Source organism: Streptomyces sp. NPDC001828, from assembly GCF_042892175.1.
GTDB lineage: Bacteria > Actinomycetota > Actinomycetes > Streptomycetales > Streptomycetaceae > Streptomyces.
The window spans coordinates 1,008,347-1,028,747 of the sequence record NZ_JBIATV010000001.1 but is presented as its reverse complement, the minus strand read 5'-3'; the positions used below and the strand labels follow the sequence as shown (position 1 = coordinate 1,028,747).

At 71.2% G+C, this 20,401-nt stretch carries 20 protein-coding genes; 7 read left to right on the top strand and 13 right to left on the bottom strand.

From position 1 onward, the window contains the following. Positions 1–11: 11 nt before the first annotated feature. A complete protein-coding gene (locus tag ACFYZA_RS04780; protein ID WP_388487199.1) occupies positions 12–1,265 on the bottom strand; it encodes an FAD-dependent oxidoreductase in 1,254 nt (417 codons plus the stop codon). Between the two features lie 76 nt (positions 1,266–1,341). Between ACFYZA_RS04780 and ACFYZA_RS04775 the strand changes: the two genes are divergently transcribed. After that, the gene (locus tag ACFYZA_RS04775) at positions 1,342–1,908 is read left to right on the top strand and encodes a TetR/AcrR family transcriptional regulator C-terminal domain-containing protein (protein ID WP_388487196.1); all 567 of its coding nucleotides are present in this window, start codon (positions 1,342–1,344) and stop codon (positions 1,906–1,908) included. 279 nt (positions 1,909–2,187) lie between these two features. After that, entirely contained in the window at positions 2,188–2,937 is a 750-nt protein-coding gene (locus tag ACFYZA_RS04770) for a dienelactone hydrolase family protein (protein WP_382588315.1), read from the top strand. 160 nt (positions 2,938–3,097) lie between these two features. Here the strand turns inward: ACFYZA_RS04770 and ACFYZA_RS04765 are convergent, their stop codons facing one another. From ACFYZA_RS04765 to ACFYZA_RS04755, 3 genes are all read right to left on the bottom strand, one after another. Continuing rightward, on the bottom strand, positions 3,098–3,313 hold the full coding sequence (locus tag ACFYZA_RS04765; protein WP_388487194.1) for a hypothetical protein: 216 nt from the start codon (positions 3,311–3,313) through the stop codon (positions 3,098–3,100). 239 nt (positions 3,314–3,552) lie between these two features. Next, entirely contained in the window at positions 3,553–4,203 is a 651-nt protein-coding gene (locus ACFYZA_RS04760) for a fasciclin domain-containing protein (RefSeq protein WP_388487192.1), read from the bottom strand. Between the two features lie 73 nt (positions 4,204–4,276). Continuing rightward, positions 4,277–5,890 carry a molybdopterin-dependent oxidoreductase gene (locus ACFYZA_RS04755; protein WP_388487190.1) on the bottom strand — a complete coding sequence of 538 codons (1,614 nt, stop codon included), beginning with the start codon at positions 5,888–5,890 and terminating at the stop codon, positions 4,277–4,279. Positions 5,891–6,053: 163 nt separating this feature from the next. Between ACFYZA_RS04755 and ACFYZA_RS04750 the strand changes: the two genes are divergently transcribed. Continuing rightward, complete coding sequence (locus ACFYZA_RS04750) at positions 6,054–6,695, top strand: carbonic anhydrase (protein WP_382588024.1); 642 nt, start codon at positions 6,054–6,056, stop codon at positions 6,693–6,695. Positions 6,696–6,722: 27 nt separating this feature from the next. Here ACFYZA_RS04750 and ACFYZA_RS04745 read toward each other — a convergent pair whose 3' ends face one another. The 5 genes from ACFYZA_RS04745 to ACFYZA_RS04725 are packed head-to-tail and all read right to left on the bottom strand — an operon-like array spanning position 6,723 to position 12,139. Further along, the gene (locus ACFYZA_RS04745) at positions 6,723–7,550 is read right to left on the bottom strand and encodes a DUF1295 domain-containing protein (protein WP_388487188.1); all 828 of its coding nucleotides are present in this window, start codon (positions 7,548–7,550) and stop codon (positions 6,723–6,725) included. Continuing rightward, positions 7,547–8,839, bottom strand: a complete 1,293-nt coding sequence (locus ACFYZA_RS04740) for a class I SAM-dependent methyltransferase (RefSeq protein WP_388487186.1) — start codon at positions 8,837–8,839, stop codon at positions 7,547–7,549. The genes ACFYZA_RS04745 and ACFYZA_RS04740 overlap by 4 nt, the downstream gene beginning before the upstream one ends. Continuing rightward, positions 8,836–10,113: a class I SAM-dependent methyltransferase gene (locus ACFYZA_RS04735; RefSeq protein WP_388487183.1), complete on the bottom strand. Its 1,278-nt coding sequence runs from the start codon at positions 10,111–10,113 to the stop codon at positions 8,836–8,838. The genes ACFYZA_RS04740 and ACFYZA_RS04735 overlap by 4 nt, the downstream gene beginning before the upstream one ends. Further along, complete coding sequence (locus ACFYZA_RS04730) at positions 10,110–10,835, bottom strand: DUF1365 domain-containing protein (RefSeq protein ID WP_388487995.1); 726 nt, start codon at positions 10,833–10,835, stop codon at positions 10,110–10,112. The genes ACFYZA_RS04735 and ACFYZA_RS04730 overlap by 4 nt, the downstream gene beginning before the upstream one ends. A 44-nt stretch (positions 10,836–10,879) precedes the next feature. After that, positions 10,880–12,139, bottom strand: coding sequence for an NAD(P)/FAD-dependent oxidoreductase (locus tag ACFYZA_RS04725; RefSeq protein WP_388487181.1), 1,260 nt, complete (start codon positions 12,137–12,139; stop codon positions 10,880–10,882). Between the two features lie 390 nt (positions 12,140–12,529). Between ACFYZA_RS04725 and ACFYZA_RS04720 the strand changes: the two genes are divergently transcribed. From ACFYZA_RS04720 to ACFYZA_RS04710, 3 genes are all read left to right on the top strand, one after another. After that, positions 12,530–14,053 (top strand): catalase, encoded by a 1,524-nt coding sequence (locus ACFYZA_RS04720; RefSeq protein ID WP_388487178.1) that lies wholly within the window; start codon positions 12,530–12,532, stop codon positions 14,051–14,053. Positions 14,054–14,202: 149 nt separating this feature from the next. Beyond that, entirely contained in the window at positions 14,203–15,030 is an 828-nt protein-coding gene (locus ACFYZA_RS04715) for a DUF1206 domain-containing protein (protein WP_388487176.1), read from the top strand. Between the two features lie 109 nt (positions 15,031–15,139). Continuing rightward, positions 15,140–15,823: a hypothetical protein gene (locus tag ACFYZA_RS04710; RefSeq protein ID WP_388487173.1), complete on the top strand. Its 684-nt coding sequence runs from the start codon at positions 15,140–15,142 to the stop codon at positions 15,821–15,823. A gap of 67 nt (positions 15,824–15,890) precedes the next feature. Here ACFYZA_RS04710 and ACFYZA_RS04705 read toward each other — a convergent pair whose 3' ends face one another. Beyond that, positions 15,891–16,583, bottom strand: coding sequence for a haloacid dehalogenase type II (locus ACFYZA_RS04705; protein WP_388487170.1), 693 nt, complete (start codon positions 16,581–16,583; stop codon positions 15,891–15,893). Positions 16,584–17,015: 432 nt separating this feature from the next. Between ACFYZA_RS04705 and ACFYZA_RS04700 the strand changes: the two genes are divergently transcribed. Continuing rightward, positions 17,016–17,576, top strand: coding sequence for a TetR/AcrR family transcriptional regulator (locus tag ACFYZA_RS04700; RefSeq protein ID WP_382588313.1), 561 nt, complete (start codon positions 17,016–17,018; stop codon positions 17,574–17,576). A 55-nt stretch (positions 17,577–17,631) separates the two neighbouring features. Here the strand turns inward: ACFYZA_RS04700 and ACFYZA_RS04695 are convergent, their stop codons facing one another. From ACFYZA_RS04695 to ACFYZA_RS04685, 3 genes are all read right to left on the bottom strand, one after another. Beyond that, positions 17,632–19,020 (bottom strand): helix-turn-helix domain-containing protein, encoded by a 1,389-nt coding sequence (locus tag ACFYZA_RS04695; protein WP_388487168.1) that lies wholly within the window; start codon positions 19,018–19,020, stop codon positions 17,632–17,634. A gap of 177 nt (positions 19,021–19,197) precedes the next feature. Further along, a complete protein-coding gene (locus tag ACFYZA_RS04690; protein WP_388487166.1) occupies positions 19,198–19,785 on the bottom strand; it encodes a cupin in 588 nt (195 codons plus the stop codon). Next, entirely contained in the window at positions 19,782–20,357 is a 576-nt protein-coding gene (locus ACFYZA_RS04685; RefSeq protein WP_382588000.1) for a class II aldolase/adducin family protein, read from the bottom strand. The genes ACFYZA_RS04690 and ACFYZA_RS04685 overlap by 4 nt, the downstream gene beginning before the upstream one ends. Positions 20,358–20,401 lie beyond the last annotated feature (44 nt).

Below are 20,401 nucleotides of genomic sequence, written 5' to 3'. Positions count from 1 at the left end.
GCCATCCGCCTTCAGGCGCCCCCGTCGCCCACCGGGCTTTCCGGGAGCCGCCAAGCCCCGCCCCGGTCCTGCTTCGCGTGCCGCGCGACGAGGTCGGGGACGCGCAGGAGGCAGGCCAGCGCCGCGACGGAGCGGACGGCGCCGATCGCCGCCCGGCTCGTGGGCATGCCCATGCGCAGGAGGCGAGGCTTCACCGTGGCCTGGATCTCGTCGACGAACGGCCGTAGCGCGGCTTCGTAGTTGGCGAACGCCGTGGGCAGGTCGTCGGCGTGCCGGTTGATCTCGCCGGCCAGGACGTAGGCGCCGACCAGACCGCCCGATATGCCCATGCCGCTGTAAGGAGAGGCGCAGTGCGCCGCGTCTCCGACCAGCACCACACGGCCACGGGACCAGGTGTCGGTGCGCACCTGGACGACTTCCTGGGAGTAGAAGCTCTCCGTCGCCTTCATCCCGTCGAGAAAACGCACGGTCTGCCATCCCGCGTCGCGGAACCTGCCGGTCCAGAACTCCTTCTGCCGTTCGACCGGTTCCCGATGGACGGCCGAGGCCTCGGCGGACTCCTCGCGCAGCATGAAGTAGGCCTGGGTCTCGGCCGGGTTGTGGCTCCTGCGCATGATCATCCGGCCGCCGGGGGCGAGGTAGGTGTCCCGGATGTCGCCGTCGGAGGCGATGCGCGGAACGAACCAGTACGCCATGTGGATGCCCGTCCGCCAGTACGGGTCGGGCGTGCCCGGCGGCAGGATGGCGCGGCGGACGCGCGAGCCCTGCCCATCGGCGCCGACCAGGACGTCGAACGCGCCGGACGAGCCGTCGGAGAAGCGGGCGACGACCTGCTCGTCGCCCTGCTCGAAGCTCTCCACGCTCACCCCGAAGACGTGGTCCACGCCGTCCTTCGCCACGTCGTGCAGGATGCGCACCAGATCGCCGCGCATGATCTCGTACTCGGACGTGAGCGTCTGCCGGCCACGTCCGGAGGTGTTGGCCATGATCGTCGCCCGCGCCTTGCCCCGGGCGTTCACGAGGGCGACCCCCGGCTCGTCCACGAGCTTGCTCCGGACGGCGTCGAGGAGCTCCATGCGCCTGGCCGCTTCGATTCCCTGCCCCCGTAGGTCGACCTGGGCGCCGTTCGCCCGCAGCGCCGGGAAGCGTTCGACGACGGTCACCTGGTGACCTCCGCGCGCCAGCCAGTAGGCGAGCGCCTCCCCCGCGACGCCGCCGCCGCAGACGAGGACCTTCAGCGAGGTGGTGCCGGACTTGAGCGTCATGCCGCGCTCCGTATCTATCAGCGATAGGTTCCTTTGCAGAGTCATCTATCGGCGATAGGTTGTCAAGGTGAGGAAAATGAACCGCGAGACCGTTCTCGCCGAGGCGCTCGACCTGCTCGACGAGGTGGGGCTCGACGCCGTCAGTACGAGGCAGCTGGCGAAGCGCCTCGGCGTGGAACAGCCGTCGCTCTACTGGCACTTCAGCAACAAGAAGGAGCTCCTCGGCGCCATGGCGGAGGCCGCGATGGCCCCCCATGCGACGGCTCCGCTGCCGGCACCGGGCCAGGACTGGCGCGCGTGGTTCCTCGACAACAACCGCAGCTTCCGGCGGACCCTGCTGGCCCGCCGCGACGGCGCACGGCTGCACGCCGGAAGCAGCCCCGGCGTGACCGACCTCGACCGGGTCGCGCACAAGGTGGACTTCCTGGTCGGATGCGGCCTGCCGGAGCGGGACGCCCAGATGGCGATGCTGGCCGCCGGGCGCTTCACGATCGGCAGCGTCCTGGAGGAGCAGGCGGAGCTCGCCCTCGGCGGCGCCCCGGACCGGCCGGCCGGCCTTCCCCCGATCGACCACGAATCGGCGTTCGAGGCGGGGCTCGCCCTCATCCTGAACGGCCTGGAGCAGCGGGCACCTCGCACGTGAGCGCCGGCGCGGCGGCCGCCCAGGAACCCCAACATGCGTGCGGGACAAGCGAGTTGAGGCCCAGCGAGGGCCACCCCGAAGCACCTCGGGCCATTACCGGCCGAGGATTCCCGCGCCGAAGGCGCCCGCACGGGCGCCGGGCAGCGATGGGCTTGACCCCACGGGTCACGGCGGCAATCGTGGGTCTTCGCCGGGTGGATCGATCTCCGGCGGCACTCACTCCGACGGAGTTCGACAGAGACCGCGCCCCGGCGTCGGTCCACGGAAGGAAGATCCGCCATACCTACCAAGACGTTCCAGATTCCCACCGCCGACGGCCAGGCCGACGCGTTCGCCGTCTTCCCGGACGACGGCGAGCGGCACCCAGGGGTGCTGCTGTACATGGACGCCATCGGCGTGCGGCCCGTCCTTGAGGAGATGGCCCGCGAACTGGCCGGGCACGGGTACTACGTACTCGTCCCCAACCTCTTCTACCGGCACCGCCCCGCCCCGGTGATCGACCTTCCCGAGCACATCGGCGCGGAGACCCGGCAGGCCGTCTTCGCCCAGCTCATGCCGCTGATCGACGCGCACACCCCGGAGCTGGCGCTGCGTGACGCCGACGCGTACCTGAAGTTCCTCACCGCCCAGCCCGAGGTCGGCGACGGCCCGGTCGCCGCGATCGGCTACTGCATGGGTGCCGCTCTGGCGATCCGCGCCGCGGCCGCCCACCCCGACCTGGTCGCCGCCGTCGCGGGGTTCCATCCCGGCCCGCTGGTCAAGGACACTCCCGACAGTCCGCACCTGCTCGCCCCCGAACTCAACGCCCAACTCCACCTGGGCTTCGCCGAGGGCGACGTGCCGAACATGGCGATCGAGGAGCTGGAGCGAGCCCTGGACGCCGCCGGCGTCGACCACACCTGCGAGGTGTACCCCGGCACCATCCACGGCTTCACCATGTCCGACACCAGCGCCTTCGACGCCGATGCCCTGCGGCGCCACTGGGACCGGCTGCTCCCGCTCCTCGACCGGGCACTGAACAAGGGCTGAACTCCCTTCTTAAGCAAGGGACTTGACGTACATCCCTGCGGAGCCCGGCCTGCCCGGTCGGCGATCGAGCCACCCGACCGGGCAGGCCTCACACGTATCCCCCGATCCCCCGCACGACCGGGCAGGCCCCGCTCACGTCACCCCCTCCGCGCGGTTCGCGTCAGCCGGCAACGGCCTCGATGAGGGAGTACGTGACCTCATCGCCGCCCCGGGCTCCGGCGTCGGCACCGACGCCTTCGGGAAGCACGGGCTCCACGATCAGGACGCGGCCGCCCGACGGCAGCGCCTCGCGGCAGTGCGTGAGGATCGTCGAACGCGACGCCGCCGCTGCGGACGCTGGTGTCCAGGTGCTCCCAGGACGGAAGGCTGCGCGCACACCCGCTTGTCCAGGCCGGCGGCGATCCGGTCGCGGAACCCCGCCATCCGGACGCCGCCGAGGGACGTACCGCCGAGGGGGCGGGCGACCTCCCAGCCCCTCCCGGCATCGTGGTCCGGTGCGGCGGGTCCCGTTTCGTAGCTGCGCACGCCCCTACGGGCGCCGGCTTCGACGGCCCTGTCTTGGACGAAAGTCCCCGGCTGCCCCGGAGGGCGCGGACAGGGCCGTCGGGGGCCGAACTACTTCGGCATCAGGACGGTGTCGATGATGTAGACGGTGGCGTTGGCGGTGGGCACGTTGCCGCAGACCACGTTGGCGCTGTCGTTGACCTTGTACTCGGTGCCCGAGCCGGCCGTGGTGACCTTGCCCTTCTCCAGGGTGTCGAACGAGCCGTTCTCCAGAGCCTTGGGGGCGACCTTCTGGCCGACGACGTGGTACGTGAGGATCTTGGTGAGCATCGCCTTGTCGCTGAGGACCTTGTCCAGGTCGGCCTTCGGGATCTTCGCGAAGGCGTCGTTGGTGGGGGCGAACACGGTGATGTTCTGGGCGTTGTTGAGGGTGTCGACCAGGCCGGCCTTCTTGACCGCGGCGACCAGGGTGGACAGCGCCGGGTTGTGCGAGGCGGCGGTGGCGACCGGGTCCTTGGCCATGCCGTCGAAGGAACCCGCACCGTCCTTCGGCACGGACGCACACGCGGTGCCGAACGGCTTGTCCGTCATCGACGCGTCACCACCGGCGGAGGACTGCGCCGCCGGGGGCGCGGCGGCCTCGGAGGGCGAGGACGAGCTGTCCTTCTTGCTGTCGTCGCCTCCGCAGGCGGTCAGGACGAGCGGGAGGACGGCGGCGGCGGTGACGGCGATGGTGGCACGGCGGATACGCAGGGCGTTCATTGACTTCTCCTATGAGGTGATGCGGTGGTGTGTGGGCGCGTTCGGCGCCCCGGTGGGGGTGGGAAGTGAGCGGTCAGTCCACGGTGACCACCACCGAGTGCCAGCCGCTGGCGCCGTCCGGAATGGTCTGGGTCCGCTGCTCGGTCTGTACCTGACCGGTGCGGTCGGTGGCGCGGACCGTCAGCGTGTGGGCGCCGGAGGTGGCCTTCCAGGGCAGGGACCACTGGCGCCAGGTGTCCGTGGTGTCCTCGGTGGCGAGGTCGGCCCGCGTCCAGGCGCCGTCGTCGACCCGCACCTCGACCCGGTCGATCCCCCGGTGCTGCGCCCAGGCGGCCCCGGCGATCATCACCGTGCCGGGCTTCGGGCGCGCGAACGGTTTCGGGGTGTCGATGCGCGACTCGGTCTTGATCGGCGCCTTCCGGGCCCAGGACCGCTTGACCCAGTACGAGTCGTAGGAGTCGAACGTGGTCAGCTCCAGGTCCTGGAGCCACTTGCACGCCGAGACGTAGCCGTACAGGCCCGGGACGACCATCCGCACCGGGAAGCCGTGCACGAACGGGAGGGGTTCGCCGTTCATGCCGACGGCCAGCATCGCGTCCCGGCCGTCCATGATGTCCTCGACCGGCGTGCCGATCGTCATGCCGTCCACCGAGCGCGCCACCAGCTGATCGGCCGGGCCGCCCCGGGACGGCGGCTTCACCCCCGCCTCCTTGAGGAGGTCGGCCAAGGGCACCCCGATCCAGCGCGCGTTGCCCACGTAGGGACCGCCGACCTCGTTGGAGACACACGTCAGCGTGATGTCACGCTCGATCAGCCGACGTCCCAGGAGGTCCTGGAAGGTGAGCTCCAGCGGACGGCCCACGCCCTTCCCGTGGATCTTCATCCGCCAGGAGGTGGCATCGACCTTCGGGATCACCAGGGCGGTGTCCACACGGTAGAAGTCGGCGTTGGGGGTCACGAACGGGCTGATCCCTGGCGTGTGCAGGACCGCTCCGGGCGGGACCGGCTTCGCGGGGGACGCGGGGTTCGGCAGCGACACCTTGGCGCGCGAGGCGACCGCTCCTTGACCACGGGAGGCATTCAGCGACCTGCCGAGGAGGCCCGCGCCGGACGAGGCCGCGGCCGCGGCACCGGCGGCGATCACGAATCCGCGCCGGTCCCAGCCGGGAGAGCCCTCACCATCACCGGTCTTGGAGACCTCAACATCCTTGTCCGGGGCGGCAGTTGGGCTGCCGGCTCCCAAGGTCAGCCGTCCGATCAGGAAGTACAGCAGTCCCGCGCCCGCCACCGCGCCGACCACCGAAGGCAGCGCGTCGGCCGCGCTCGTCGAATCGGGCCGGCTGGTCGCTGCCAGCGCTCCCACGAGTCCGAACAGCAGCACACCGGCGGCCCCGGAACGGCGAAAGCGCAACGCCAGCACACCGAGTGCGAGGGCGAACAGGGCCAGGACGGCGAGGATGCCGAGCTGCAGGACGAGCTTGTCGTTGGTCCCGAAGTGCCGGATCGCCCAGTCCTTCAGGGCAGGCGGCGTGCGGTCGATGGACGCACCGCCCACCGCGATCACCGGACCGGACTCCGGCCGTACGGCGGCGGAGACCAGCTCCGCGACGGTCAGTGCGGCGAACCCGGCGAGCAGTCCGGACAGGGCTGCGAGCGGAAGGCGAATCCCTCTGCTCAGAATTTTCATCACGGCTCCTATTCGGAGCGGGTGGGCAGCCGGATTGGCCACTCACCCTTACGAGTTACTCGCGGCGGTTCCCGGCGGGCAGATCGGGCCAGGCCGCGCCGACCGCGAGGTTCGCGGGGACTCCCCTGAAGTGCCTGGCAGACGGGGTTGTAGCCTGCCGCCCATGACCTCTGCGCAGACCCCCACGCCCCGTGCCGCCCTCGAGATGCTGCTGAGTGGCAATCAGCGATTCGTCACCGGTTCTCCGGACCACCCCAACCAGGACGCCGCGCGTCGTACGGAGGTCGCGCCCGGCCAGAACCCGTTCGCCGTGCTCTTCGGGTGCTCCGACTCCCGGCTGGCCGCGGAGATCATCTTCGACCGTGGGCTCGGTGACCTCTTCGTGGTGCGCACCGCCGGGCACGTCATGGGCGCGGAGGTGTTGGGGAGCATCGAGTACGGGGTGAGCGTGCTCGGCGCCCCGCTGGTCGTGGTCCTCGGCCACGACGCGTGCGGCGCCGTGGCGGCCGCTCGCTCCGCCGTGCAGAGCGGCACGACCGCGGCCGGTTACGTCCAGGACGTCATCGAGCGGGTCACGCCCAGCGTGCTGGCCTCGCAGGCCGCGGGCCACACCGAGGACGAGGAATTCATCGCCGAGCACATAAGGCACAGCGTGAGCCTGCTGCTCGACCGCTCCCGGGTCCTCTCGGACGCGGTCGCGGCGGGTACGACCGCGGTGGTGGGTCTGTCCTACCGCCTGGTCGACGGCACGGCACGCCTCGTCACCGCCCACGGTGTCGAGGTGCCGCAGGGCGCCACGTCCTGACGCACCGCGGCCCCTGACCGGTCACGGTCAGGGGCGGGGCTTGTCCGAGGTGGGCCGGCGGCGGGGCGGCAGCGGAACGAAGCCGCTGGTGCGGGCCGCGTAGGCGGTGTACCCGGGGCGGTCCTTCATGTGCTCCTCCAGGAGCCGCTGCCCGCTGCCCCGGGTGAGCAGGAACGACATCAGGAGCGGCGAGAGGACGGACACCGCCGCCGCCTGCCAGGAGCCACAGGCCAGGGCGAAGAGGCCCCACCAGACGAGGAAGTCCCCGAAGTAGTTGGGGTGGCGGGTCCAGGACCACAGGCTGCGGTCCATGATCCGGCCCTGGTGTGCCGGGTCGGCCTTGAACCGGGCGAGCTGGTAGTCGCCCACGGTCTCGAAGACCAGCCCGGCCGCCCACAGCAGACCCCCGACCACGGCGGTCGGCACGAGTGGTCCGTGCGTGTACTGGGCGGCCTGGACGGGCAGCGAGACCAGCCAGATGAGTCCGCCCTGCAAGAGGTAGACCATGCGCAGGGCGTAGGCGTTGCGGCTGCCCGGGGCCTTGGACAGCATCCGGTCGTAGCGGGGGTCCTCGCCGTGCCCCCGGCCGCGCCAGGCGATGTGGGCGGCAAGGCGCACCCCCCAGATCACGGTCGCCGACGTCACCAGGAGCCGTCGCGCCTCGTCACCGTGGCCGGCGGAGGCCGCGTAGGTGACCACGGCCACCGCGCCGAACCCGAGGCCCCACGCGATGTCGACGATGCGGTGACGGCCTTTGACCACCGCGACGGCGAAGGTGACGAGGACGACGGCGAGCGCGGTAACGGCGGTCAGGGCCAGGTTGTTGGCGAAGGCCTGCCACGGGAAGCCGGTCATGTCGTCTCCCTCGGCCGGTACCAGTCGTGCAGGGTGGCGGGCATGCGGGCCGTGGCGTCCGTTGCCGGGCGTACGGCGAGGATCTGGTCGACGCCCATGCGGCGCTCGGCGAAGGCGAGGCCGCCTCCGGCCAGATACAGGCGCCAGACCCGGGCCGTCTCCTGCCCGGCCAGCGCCACGAACTCGGCCCAGCGTGCCTCCAGGGTGGCGTACCAGGAGGCGATGGTGCGGACGTAGTGCTCGCGCAGCGACTCCACCGCCCACACCTCGAGACCGGCGTTCTCCAGGAGCCCGACGGTGGCGCCCAGGGGCCGCATGTGCATGTCGGGGGCGATGTAGGACTCGATGAACGCGCCGCCGCCGGGGGCGGTTCCGGTGCGCGACATCTGCTGGATCAGCAGCCGGCCGCCGGGGCGGAGCAGGGCGTGCAGGCGTGCGGCGAAGCCCGGGTACTGCGCCTCGCCGACGTGTTCACCCATCTCGATCGCGCAGACGGCGTCGTAGTCGGCGCCGGCGATGTCCCGGTAGTGCCGCAGGTGCACCTTCACCAGGCCGTCCAGGCCTCGTTCGCGGACGCGGGCGGCGACGAAGTCGCGCTGTTCCCGGGAGAGGGTGACGGCGGTGACGCGGGCACCGAAGTGCTGGGCGGCGTGGAGGGACAGGCTTCCCCATCCGCAACCCACGTCCAGGAGGCGGGCGCCGGGGGCCAGCGCCAGCTTGCGGCAGATCAGTTCCAGCTTGTCGCGCTGGGCCTCGGCCAGTCCGTAGTGCGGGTCGTCGGGGCGGGTCCAGTAGGCGCAGGAGTACGCCATGGATTCGTCCAGGAGCAGCGCGTACCAGTCGTTGGACAGGTCGTAGTGGTGGCTGATCGCCGCCCGGTCGCGCTCGGTGGTGTGCGGTCGGCCGCGCAGGCGGGCCTGCCGGGCGCCGGGGGCGGGCGGGCGCGGGCCGACGGCACCGCAGCGCAGCGCGGTGAGGGCGGCGGCCAGGTGCCGGTGCGGTACCCGGCGGCCGGGGTTCGGATCGCGTTCGCGCACCGAGCGCCACACGGCGCCGAGTCCCGTGGTCAGATCGCCCTCGATGTCGAGGTCGCCCGCGATGTAGGCCTGGGCCAGGCCCAGTTCACCGGGCTGCCAGAGCAGTCGGCGTACCGCGCGCGGCGAGCGCAGCACCACCGTCGGGGCCTCGGCCGGCCCGGCCTCGCTGCCGTCCCAGGCGCGCAGCCGTACCGGCAGGTCTCCGAGGTATCCCTCGACGGCCTCGGCGAGCCGAGGCGCCAGCGGCCTCATCGCGCACCTGCCTTCGTCAGCACCAGTTGGTGTACGTCCAGGTAGCGGGCCCTGAACCCGGCCTCGGAATAGGCGAGGTAGAACTCCCACATCCTGGTGAAGGTGGCGTCGAAGCCGAGCGCGGCGATCTGCTCGCCCTGTGCGGCGAAGCGCTCGCGCCACAGCCGCAGCGTCTCGGCGTAGTGCGCTCCGTACGCGTCGTCGTACACCGTCGTGAGGCCTGCCGCCCCGGCGGCCTGGTCCATGGCTTCGACGGAGGGGATGAGGCCGCCGGGGAAGATGTACTTGTGGATCCAGGTGTAGGTGTCGCGGGTGGCCAGCATGCGCTCGTGGGGCATGGTGATGGCCTGCAGCACGATCCGGCCGCCGGGATCCAGCAGACCGGCCAGGGTGTCGAAGTAGACGGGCCAGTACTCCTCACCGACCGCCTCGATCATCTCGACGCTGACGATGGCGTCGAAATCACCCGTGACCTGCCGGTAGTCACACAGTTCGACGCTGACGCGGTCCGCGTGGCCGGCCGCTTCGAGGCGCTGGACGGCGTAGTCGCGCTGTTCCCGCGAGAGGGTCACGGTTTTCACCCGGGCGCCCCGGTCGGCCGCGCGCAGGGCGAGTTCGCCCCAGCCGGTGCCGACCTCCAACAGCCTGGTTCCTGGGCCGACTTGGGCCAGATCGAGCAGCCGGTCGATCTTGCGGTGCTGGGCGTCGGGCAGTTTCGACCACTGGGCGGGGAAGCCTCGGAAGAGGGCGGCGGAGTACATCATGGTCTCGTCGAGGAACAGGGCGAACAGGTCGTTGGACAGGTCGTAGTGCCGGCTGATGTTCGTCCGCGCGCCGTGCAGGGTGTTGCGCTGCGGAGCCGGGTGGCGCCGCGCCCAGAGTCCGCGCAGGCTCTGCAGCGGACGCGGCACGAGCGAGGCGACGTTGGCGGCGAGGACGGTGAGGACGTCGACGAGCTCGTCGGTGTCCCACTCCCCCGCCATGTAGGACTCGCCGAAACCGATCAGACCGTCCGTGCCCAGCCGGCGGAAGAACGCCTGCGGGTCGTGCACCCGGACGAGGGGCCCCTGGTCGCCGGTGTGCGGGGCGTCGCCCAGCTCGACCCGCAACGGCAGCCGGGCGAGCGCGCGGCGCACGATCCGCTCGGCGACCCGCGCGCGCAGCGGCGAGCTGCGGGGCACCCTGGCCACGTCGGGCCACCGGGAGGCGTCCACCCGCACGCGCGGTGCGGGGGTCGCGCTCCGGTCGTCGGGGTACGAGACAGCGGCCTTCACTTCATGCCCTCCTGAGGACAGTGGCGGGGTCGGGGATGGACGGGCAGACGGCGCAGGAACAGCCACAGGCCGTGCCGGCGGATACCGGCCGCGACGGCGACCGTCGACCACGGGTGACGCAGCGCGGCGGCGAGCAGGCGCCCGGGGGTGGCCCTGGTGCGTACGCCCCGCACGGTGGCGGTGAACGGACGCTCGCCGCCGCGCCGCAGCTGCACGCTCAGTTCAAGCCTCGCGCCGGGCTCCGGCAGGCGCATCCGGTAGGAGCCGTCGACGGGGAAGAACGGCGACACGTAGAACTCCTTGGCCACCGAGGCGGCGCCCTGTTCATCGGTGCGCAGCAGGTAGCAGTGGCGTTCGCCGTAGGTGTTGTGTACCTCGGCCACCACGGCCTCGAGGTCACCGCCCGGGCCGTAACACCAGTACAGCGTCAGGGGGTTGAACACATAGCCCAGTACGCGCGCGTTGCCGAGCATGAGGACTCGGCCGCCTTCCAGGCGCACGCCGTGCGCCGCCAGGAAGCGGTCGAGACCGCCGCGCAGTGAGGCTTCCGTGCCGCCGAAGTGGTCGCGGGCGTCGAAGCGGGCCAGCGGGAGCAGCGGGAGCGGCAGGGCGGGCAGGTCGTCGAGGTCGACCAGCCACATGTAGGTGCGGTGGCGGAAGCCGTGCCGCAGCGGGAGCGTCCGCGCGTGGGAGACCACGCATTCGTAGAGCGCGGGGGCCATGGGCGCACGGACGGAGCCGGGAGCCGGGTCCAGGGCCGGGGCGGTCACCACGGCACCCCCAGAGCGGCGGCGGCGCGGACGCCGGACCGGCAGCCGTCCTCGTGGAAGCCCCAGCCGTGATAGGCGCCCGCGTAGGCGGTCACCGGCGTGTTCAGACGCGGCAGGTGCTGTTGCGCGGCCACGGACTCCCTTGTGTAGACGGGGTGTTCGTAGGTCATGCGGTCCACGACCCGGCCGGGGTCGATCCTGTCCTCGCCGTTGAGGGTGACGATGTAGGGGTGCGGTCCCTCGAGGCGCTGCAGCCGGCTCATGTCGTAGCTGACCTGCACCTTGTCCGCCGTCGACGCACAGGAGGGCATCCGGTAGTTCCAGGACGCCCTGGCCCCGTGGGCAGTGGGCAGCACGGTGGCGTCCGTGTGCAGCACGGTGTGGTTGCGCGAGTACCGGAAGGCGCCCAGGACCCGGGCCTCGTCCGGGGTGGGGTCGGCCAGGAGCCGGAGCGCCTGGTCGGGGTGGACGGCGATCACCACGGCGTCGTACGTGTCCTCCCCGTCCCCTGTGATCACCCGGGCCCGGCCCGGCTCCCGTCGCACCGCCCGCACGGGGGTCGAGGTGTGAACGGCGGTCAGCTGCTTCACGACCCGGCTGACGTACTCGGCCGAACCGCCGGTCACCGTCTTCCACTTGGGCGCCCCGCGCACCGACAGCATCCCGTGGTGCTCGAGGAACCTGAAGAGATACGTGGCCGGGTACCGCATGGCGATCTCGGGTGCGCACGACCACACCGCGGAGACCAGCGGGGTCATGAAGTGGTGCACGAAGTACGGCGTGAAGCCGCCGTCGGCCAGGAATTCGCCCAGCGTCCGCGCGCCCTCGCGGTCCGAGACGAGTGCCGCGCGCGCGGCCCGGTGGAAGGCGGGCACCTGGCCGAGCATCCGCAGATAGGGACCCCGTACGACGCTGCGCGGCTGGGCGAAGAGCCCCGCGAGGCCGCGGGCCCCCGCGTACTGCAGCCCACAGCCGTCGCACCGCACGGACATGCTCATCTCCGAGTCCTGTGTGGACACCCCGAGCTCCCGGAACAGCCGCAGCAGCAGGGGGTAGGTGCGTTCGTTGTGGACGATGAACCCGCTGTCGACCCGGACCACCTTCCCCGCGTCCCGGGTCAGCTCGTGCGTGTGCGCGTGCCCTCCCGGCCGGTCATCGGCCTCGTACAGCGTGACGTCGCAGACCCGCTGCAACACATGGGCGGCGGTCAGTCCCGCCACCCCGCTGCCCACCACGGCTATCTGTCGCCGCTCCATCTCCGCGCGCCTCCTCAACCCGACACCGACAGCGACGGCCGACCGTCCGGCCCCCCGTCTGTGAGTGATTCGGCTCTGCGCGCCCCGCGGATTGGCCCGAGTTTGAATTGGCGCTCTGCTCGACCGGGGAGCGCGTCAGGCGTCGCCGAGCCAGGCGTCGATCCGCTGTTCCCGGGCCCGGTCGCCGGCGTCGTACGCCGTTCGGGGTGATTACCGGACGGAGCCAGAGCCCCCGACGTCCGATGCCCGTCGATATTCGCCATTACCTGACGGATATGCGCGGGTTTGCCGACCCCCTGTGGCGGCTACACGCGTAGTGCCGCGATTTCCATTTCGTGATCACGGCCTGAGTACGTTGCATCGCGCACCGCAATGACGGAGGGCAGACCGATGACAGACACGCCACGCCAGCCGACCACCGCCGATTCCGGCGCACCGGTGGAGAGCGACGAACATTCCCTCACCGTCGGCCCGGGCGGACCGATCCTGCTCCAGGACTCCTACCTGATCGAGCAGATGGCACAGTTCAACCGGGAGCGGATCCCCGAGCGCCAGCCGCACGCCAAGGGAAGCGGTGCCTTCGGCCACTTCGAGGTCACCAACGACGTCAGTGCCTACACGAAGGCCGCGCTGTTCCAGCCCGGTACCACTACCGATCTGGTCGCCCGGTTCTCCACCGTCGCGGGCGAGCGCGGCAGCCCGGACACCTGGCGGGACCCGCGCGGTTTCGCGCTGAAGTTCTACACCAGCGAAGGCAACTACGACATGGTGGGCAACAACACCCCCGTGTTCTTCGTCAAGGATCCGATGAAGTTCCAGCACTTCATCCGGTCCCAGAAGCGCCGTGCCGACAACAACCTGCGCGACCACGACATGCAGTGGGACTTCTGGACGCTCTCCCCCGAGTCCGCCCACCAGGTCACCTGGCTCATGGGCGACCGCGGCATCCCGCGCACGTGGCGCCACATGAACGGCTACACCTCGCACACCTACATGTGGATCAACGCCCAGGGTCAGCGCTTCTGGGTGAAGTACCACTTCAAGACCGACCAGGGCGTCGAGTTCTTCACCCAGGACGAGGCCGACCAGATGGCCTCCGCGGACACCGATTACCACACGCGGGACCTCTTCGAGCACATCCGTGACGGCGAGTACCCGAGCTGGACGCTGCACGTGCAGGTGATGCCGTACGAGGACGCGGCGGACTACCGGTTCAACCCGTTCGACCTCACCAAGGTGTGGCCGCACGGTGACTATCCGCTGATCGAGGTCGGCCGGATGACCCTGGACCGCAATCCCACCGACAACCACGCCGAGATCGAGCAGGCGGCGTTCCAGCCGAACAACCTGGTCCCGGGGATCGGCCCGAGCCCGGACCGCATGCTGCTCGCCAGGCTCTTCTCGTACGCGGACGCGCACCGCTACCGCATCGGCGCGAACTACCAGCAGCTGCCCGTCAACGCGCCCGTCGTCCCGGTCAACACGTACTCGAAGGACGGGGCGATGGCGTATCGCAAGACGTCCGACCCCGTGTACGCGCCGAACTCGAAGGGCGGCCCCGCCGCCGACACGCAGCGGTACGGGAGCCCGCCCAGCTGGACCGCAGACGGGGAGATCACCCGCGCGGCATACGTCGACCACGCCGAGGACGACGACTGGGGCCAGGCAGGCACCATGGTGCGCGAGGTCCTCGACGACGCGGCCCGTGACCGGCTCGTGGACAACGTCGTGGGCCACCTCCTCAACGGAGTGACCGAGCCGGTCCTGCGAAGGGCCTTCGAGTACTGGTCCAACATCGACAAGTCGATCGGTGAGCGCATCGAGCAGGGCGTCCGCGCCAAGGCGGACGAGAAGGACCCCAAGGCCGAGCAGCAGGGCAACCCCGCACGGCGGGACATGCAGGCCAAGGCCTGACCGCAGCGGGCGGCCGGCCTTCGGCCGCCACCGGGCCGGTTCCTCGCGTCTGAAGCGAGGGACCGGCCCGACGCATGGGCGGGCCCCTCCGGGGCACCCGGCGACCAGGGACGCGTGCCGCGTCCAGGCGTCAGGAAGGTGGGGGAAACGTGGCATCGTCACACATACACAGGAACGGCAGTCGGCTGGGCCGGAACGGCCTCACACAGGAGGAGACGGTCGGCGCGGCGGGCCGAGCGGGGTTCGTCGCCCGAGGTGTCGTGTACGTCCTGATCGGCGTGCTCGCGATCCGCATAGCCTTCGGATCCGGTGGTCACGAGGCAGACCGCGAGGGGGCACTGGCCGAGGTGGCCGGGAAGCCCTTCGGCATCGCGGTGCTGTGGGCACTGGCCGTGGGGTTCGGCTGCATGGCCGTGTGGCGCGGGATCGTGGCGGTGCGTGGGCGCGGCCGCGACGGCAAGGTCACCGCGCGCGTCATGAACGGCGGACGGGCCGTGTTCTACGCGTCCGTGTGCTGGGGGACGGCCGCCTTCGCCACCGGGGACCGGGGAAGCGGCGGCGACGCGAAGTCCCGCGACTGGACCCGCACCGCACTCCAACTCCCTTATGGGCAGCAGCTGGTGGGCGCCGGGGGCTGTGTCCTCATCGGCGTCGGCGTGGGGATCGCCGTCCGCGCGGCGATGCGCCGCTTCCTGCGCCGCCTCGACCTCTCGTCCTCGCCCACGGGCACCCGCCAGGTCGTCACCGCTCTCGGTGTGGGCGGCGGGGTGGCACGCGGCATGGTGGGCGCGGCGGCGGGAATCTTCGTGCTGTTCGCGGCCATCCGCTTCGACCCCCAGCAGGCCAAGGGCGTGGACGCCACGCTGCGCAGCCTCGCCGCCACACCCGTCGGTCCCTGGCTGTTGGTCGCGGTCGCGATCGGACTGATGCTGTTCGGCGCCTTCTCCTTCGCCTCGGCACGCTGGCGTCGTATGTGAGACCCGGGCGCTCGGGGCTCGCTGGCCGAGTCCGGCCCTTCGCACTCATTGGTGCGCATTTGTCCCGGGGCGGGCGATACGAGGAGCGCCTCGTGATCGTTCACCCGGCATGAACCGAGCCCATTCCGCACGCCTGGCCGCGACGGCGGCCGCCGTCCTGATCGCCGCGTCCGCCCTCAGCACGGGCACCTCCTCCGTCGCGGCCGCCCCGCACCGGACGAGCGTGAACTCCTCGACGGACATGCCGGCCATCGGCACCGAGATCCCGTCGAACATGACCGGCGCCAACAGCGTCATCGAACTGAACGACGCGGTGATCAGGGCCAACCTCATGGGCGGCATCAAACAGCGGACTGAAGCCGACCCGCATCGCAGCCCGGCCAAGAGCGTGCTGCTGCGCACCATCGACTTCCACCTCGAAGGCACCTCCCCGGACCGGGAGTTCAAGGTCACCATCGCCCTCAGGGACGCCGACACTCACGCCCAGAGCAATCTGCGGCTGATGTCGGCGACCCCGCCCCGCTTCACCGAGCACGACGTCATCCTCGTGACGGTCACCATCGAGCGCCGCGACGAGCCGACCCTCACCCTCGAATCCCGCACCCCGCTCAGCCTGTCGTGCACCGGCATGACCCAGTTCCCGCCCGTCGACAACCGCTACGAACTGGAACGCCAGGTGAGCCTGTTCGCCCCCGGCGCCACGGCTCCCGCCGGTCACATCCGGGCGCTGCCCATCGTGCGCGGCGGCAATGTGATCACCCCGGTGTCCCCGCCGTCGCTGTCCCGGTTCTGACGCCCCGCCCCGTCGACGGCCGCGGTCGCCACTCCCCCGCGGCCGTCGACGGCGTCCCCGGAACTCCTCACGCCGCTGTCAGCGCGGCCGCCAAGTCGTCGAGGCTCTCCGCGTGCCAGTGGAACGTGTCGGACGTGCGCGGCGGGTCGCCGACCGGGCGGCGCACATAGGCGGTGCTCATGCCCAGCGCCTGGGCGCCGCGCAGGTCCCAGGCGTGGGCGGCAACCATCAGCACACGCTCCGGCGGGCAGCCCGCAGCGTCGAGGGCGAGCCGGTAGACCTCCGGCGCGGGCTTGTACGCGCGGGCGTCCTCCGCCGACAGTGCCAGGTGCCAGCGCAGCTCCGCGTGGGAGTTGAGCCGGAGCAGCGTCGCGCGGCCGGCGTTGGTCAGTCCCAGGACCGGAAAGCGCTGCGCGAGCCGGGCGAGGCCACCCAGGGAGTCGCCCCAGGGTGCGAGCCGCTGCGCGGCGGTGGCCAGGCGCCCGATGGCCGCACGGTCGGTGAGCCCGGCGCGGGCGGCCACCCGTTCTGCCGCCTCGCGGTCCAGGGCCTCCGAGTTGGCGTAGGCCCGGCTGCCCTTCTCCATGCGCCGCTGTTCGTGTTCCACGTGGTCCTGCCAGACGGTGACCAGCTCCCCGACGGTCACCTCGTCACCCTCGGGCAGCGCTTCGCGCACGGCTGCCCGCAGTCCGCCCGGTTCGTCGACCATGGTGCCGAGTACGTCGAAGACGACGACATCGATGGCGCAGGCCTCGGCCATCCGCCCTCCCAATCTTCCGAGTTCAGGCGCGAAAGGCCCGGAACACCCCACTGTGACAACGGCGTTGACGCGTCGCTTCGCACACGATCGGCATCAGCCCGCACAGCGTGACCGACCGAACGGCTCAGGGGCCCTATTGGGCCATCAGTGGCATGTCATGGATCAGGGGACCCGGGCAGCGCCGGTCCGGCGCGGACAGCCGGTGGCGGGGAGGCTCGACCGCGCCTTCAAGTACCGCTGCACGAGGGCTCGTTCACCGCCTGAGTGCGGTGGAATCCACCCCTCGTTTCCGGCCGGCGTCCGGTACTCGGACCGACAGGACAGCTGTCGCAGGTATACCGATAGGTGTACCGTTCGATCGTGACTACGAGCAGCGAGAGCACCGGTCGAAGCGGCAAGCGACGCGGCATACAGCACCTCACACCGGCCGGTGTGAAGATCCTCGAGACCGCCTCGCGCCTGTTCTACGAGCAGGGGATCCGGGCCGTGGGCGTCGACGCGATCGCGGAGGAGGCCGGGGTCACCAAGAAGACCCTCTACGACCGCTTCGGCTCGAAGGACGACCTCATCGTCGCGTATCTGCGCGCCCGTGACGGGCTGTGGCGATCCACTCTGGTCACGTACGTCAACAGTCACGAGGGGCCGGCCAGCCAGAAGATTCTGGCCACCTTCACCGCACTGCGCGACTGGATGCACGAGCGGAACCTGCGGGGCTGCGCCTTCATCAACGCTTCCGTGGAGCTGCCCGCGAACCATCCCGGCCGGGAGGTCGCCCGCGACCAGAAGGCCTGGTTCCTCACCTACCTGGAGGACCTCGCCACGGAGGCCGGCGCACAGGATCCCGCGGCTCTGGCCGCCCAGGTCCTGATCCTCCACGAGGGCGCCACCATCGTCCACTCCATGCAGTCGGTCGACCGGGCCGTCGACCGCGCCGAGCAGATGGCCGCGGCCCTCGTCGAGACGTCTCTCGCCGAGCGACTCGCGACCACCTGAGCCCGGCGCCCCGGTCACACCACGGGGCCCGGGCCCTGACCGCCCGCGCGGGGCACTACGCGACGAGGGACTCCAGTGCGGACGGCCGCACGGCGACGGCCACCGGCTCGACCGTGTGCCGCACCGCCTTCGCGCGCTCGGCCTCACCGTCCAACTGCCGCGCGAGATCTGCCGCATAGACCCGCAAGAGGTCGTGCATGAAGTAGTGCCGCTCGTCCTGACGCTGAATCAGATGCGCGCCGGCGAGGCCGCGCAACAACCGTGAGGCCTCGTCCTGAGTCACCCCCGCGGTCGCCGCCGTGACGTTCGCGTCGATCAGATGGCCCGGGAGCCGCCCGAGCAGCCGGAACATGCGGGCGCTCGGTTCGTCCAGTGCCTTGTAGGAGGTGGCGAACGCGTTGCGGAGCACGACGTCGCCCTCCGCGAGGTTCAACCGGGCCTGCTCCGGACCCAGTTCCGTGGCCAGCGTATCGGCGCTTCGGTGCTGATGGCTGACGATGTGCTCGGCGGCCAGGACCAGCGCCAGGGGAAGCCGCCCGCAGCGTTCGGCCAGCACCGCGACCGCCCCGGGGTCGGCATCGGCACGTACGTCACCGATGTTCGCGCGGATCAGCATCGCGGCCTCGGGCCGGCGCAGTTCGGCCAGCGGCAGGGTGACGGGCTCCACCAGCGAGAGCAGACCGGGCAGCCGCGAACGGCTGGTCACCACGACGGCGCAGCCGGAGGAACCGGGCAGCAGAGGGGAGATCTGCTGGGCGTCAGCGGCATTGTCCAGGACCAGCAGGACCTCGCGGCCGTGCAGATACGAGCGGAGCGTGGCGGCGCGCTGGTCCAGGTCCGCCGGGACGCGGTCGGCGGGGACACCCACGGCGCGGAGCAGATCCCCGAGCACGTCGACGGGGTCGGCGGCGGCGCCCGGCTCGGGGCCCTCCAGGTTCACGAAGAGCTGGCCGTCGGGGAAGTGGCCCTCGTTGACCGCCCGGTGCGCCCACTGGACGGCCAGCGCCGTCTTCCCCACCCCCGGCGGCCCGTTGATCACCGCGACCGGTACCGCGAGGGACTCCTCCTGGCGTTGTAACAGCCGGTCCAGGCGTTCGATGAAGTCCTGGCGGCCCACGAAGTGGCGCTTGGTGGGCGGCAGTTGGCCCGGTTGGACCCAACCCTGTTGCTGGCGCGCGGCGGCTTCGAGGGCCGAGGCGATGGGGGCGAAGGTGTGCCCCACGTCCAGCGCCCGGTCACAGGCCTCCGCGAAGCTCACGGAGGGCGGCCGCTTGCCGGTTTCGATCTTGCTGACATGGCCCCGGTTGAAGTGCACCCGAGTGGCGAGCTGCGCGAGCGAGAGCCCTCGCTGCTTGCGGTGGGCCCGCAGTAGCTGCCCGAACGTGGCAGGGGCGCCGGAATCCGGCGCCTCCTCAACTTCCCGGCAGGGAGGGCGTGTTGACACTGGACTGTGTGCTGCTTCTCGTACCACTTTCGATCTCCCGGATGTGTACGGATCGGCTGGAGCGGCCGGCCCCGGATTCGGGGGCGGGTGCGGGTGCGGGTGCGGTGCGTACTTCGGGGCTCCACGGCCGATGAAGCGCCGGCTTCACGGCTGAGGAGGCGGGCTACGACGTCGGGTTCATGAGGTCGGCAGGAGATCGTCGAGGGTCGGGAACCGGGACGCGATGCCGTCCGGCAGGAGGCGGGTAATCGGGCCGTTCCGCTTCCCGCGGAAACGGATGGCGGTGTAACTGGGGCTGGCGCCCGCGTCGAACCAGTGCGCCGTGCGGCTGGGAACGGACAGCATGTCGCCGGCGGTACACAGCACCGCGTACACCTGGGCGGCGGCATGGAGATAGAAGCAGCCGAGCCCCGAGACGACGAAGCGCACCAGATCCTCGTCGTGGAAGTGTTCCTTGAGAAGCTTCTCCCGGGTTGGCTGCCCCGGTCCGGGCCGGGCGGACCCGGCGGGGCCGGCGGGGCCGGCGACCAGGCGCGCGATGTCGACCGCCTGGTAACCGCTCTCGGCCCTGACATGGTCGATGTGGCTCCGGTAGGCGTTCATGACGGTGGCGTCGTCGGCGCCGGCCGGGATGCGGCGGGCCGCGTGCCAGCGCGCGAAGCGCACACCGATCCTGAGCAGTTCCTTGCGGATGGCGTCGAAGTCGTCCGTCCACACCCGTACCGTCTCCGGTTCGCCTTCCGGCATGATCCGCAGCAGCGTCACCGGGTGATCACCTCGACCGCCTCGGTCTCGTGGATGCCGTCCGGCGAGCACGAAGGGTGCGCCAAGGGTCGCGAGGGCGGACGGGCCAGGGCTTCCAGCTCTTCCAGTCCGCGACGCGCTTCGCCGAGGTCGCGGCCCCGGACGAAGAGGCCGCCCCGGTACCGGAGCAAGGTGGCCGGGGCTTCGGCGGTGACGTCGCCGAGAGGGGTCACCAGGGTGTCGGCGACCGGAGCCACGGAGGAGGCCTCGGGTACGTGGATCACCACTCCGACGTCCGGCAGCCGCCGGTGGATGGCGAGGTGTCCTGACGTCTCGGCCGGGGGCCATTCGGTCTCCCCCAGCAACGGCAGGCCCTGGACGGGGTCGATCAGCACGACGCCCTGGCGGGGCGGCACGGGCCCGTCGTCCCCTGCCCCGGCCACCGCGACCGTGATCATGAGCGCGTCTCCCGTCCGCATCGAGACGCTGCCGCACGTTCCCGTCGCCGCGTAGCCACGGCGCAGTGACTGGCAGGCGGCCGAGAAGCGTTCACGTTGCCGCTCGACGTCCTCGCGGACGCGTAGGGGTTTCACGGGTTCTCCTCTCCTGCGCGAGCCTGTTCCGCCGGGCCGGCCGA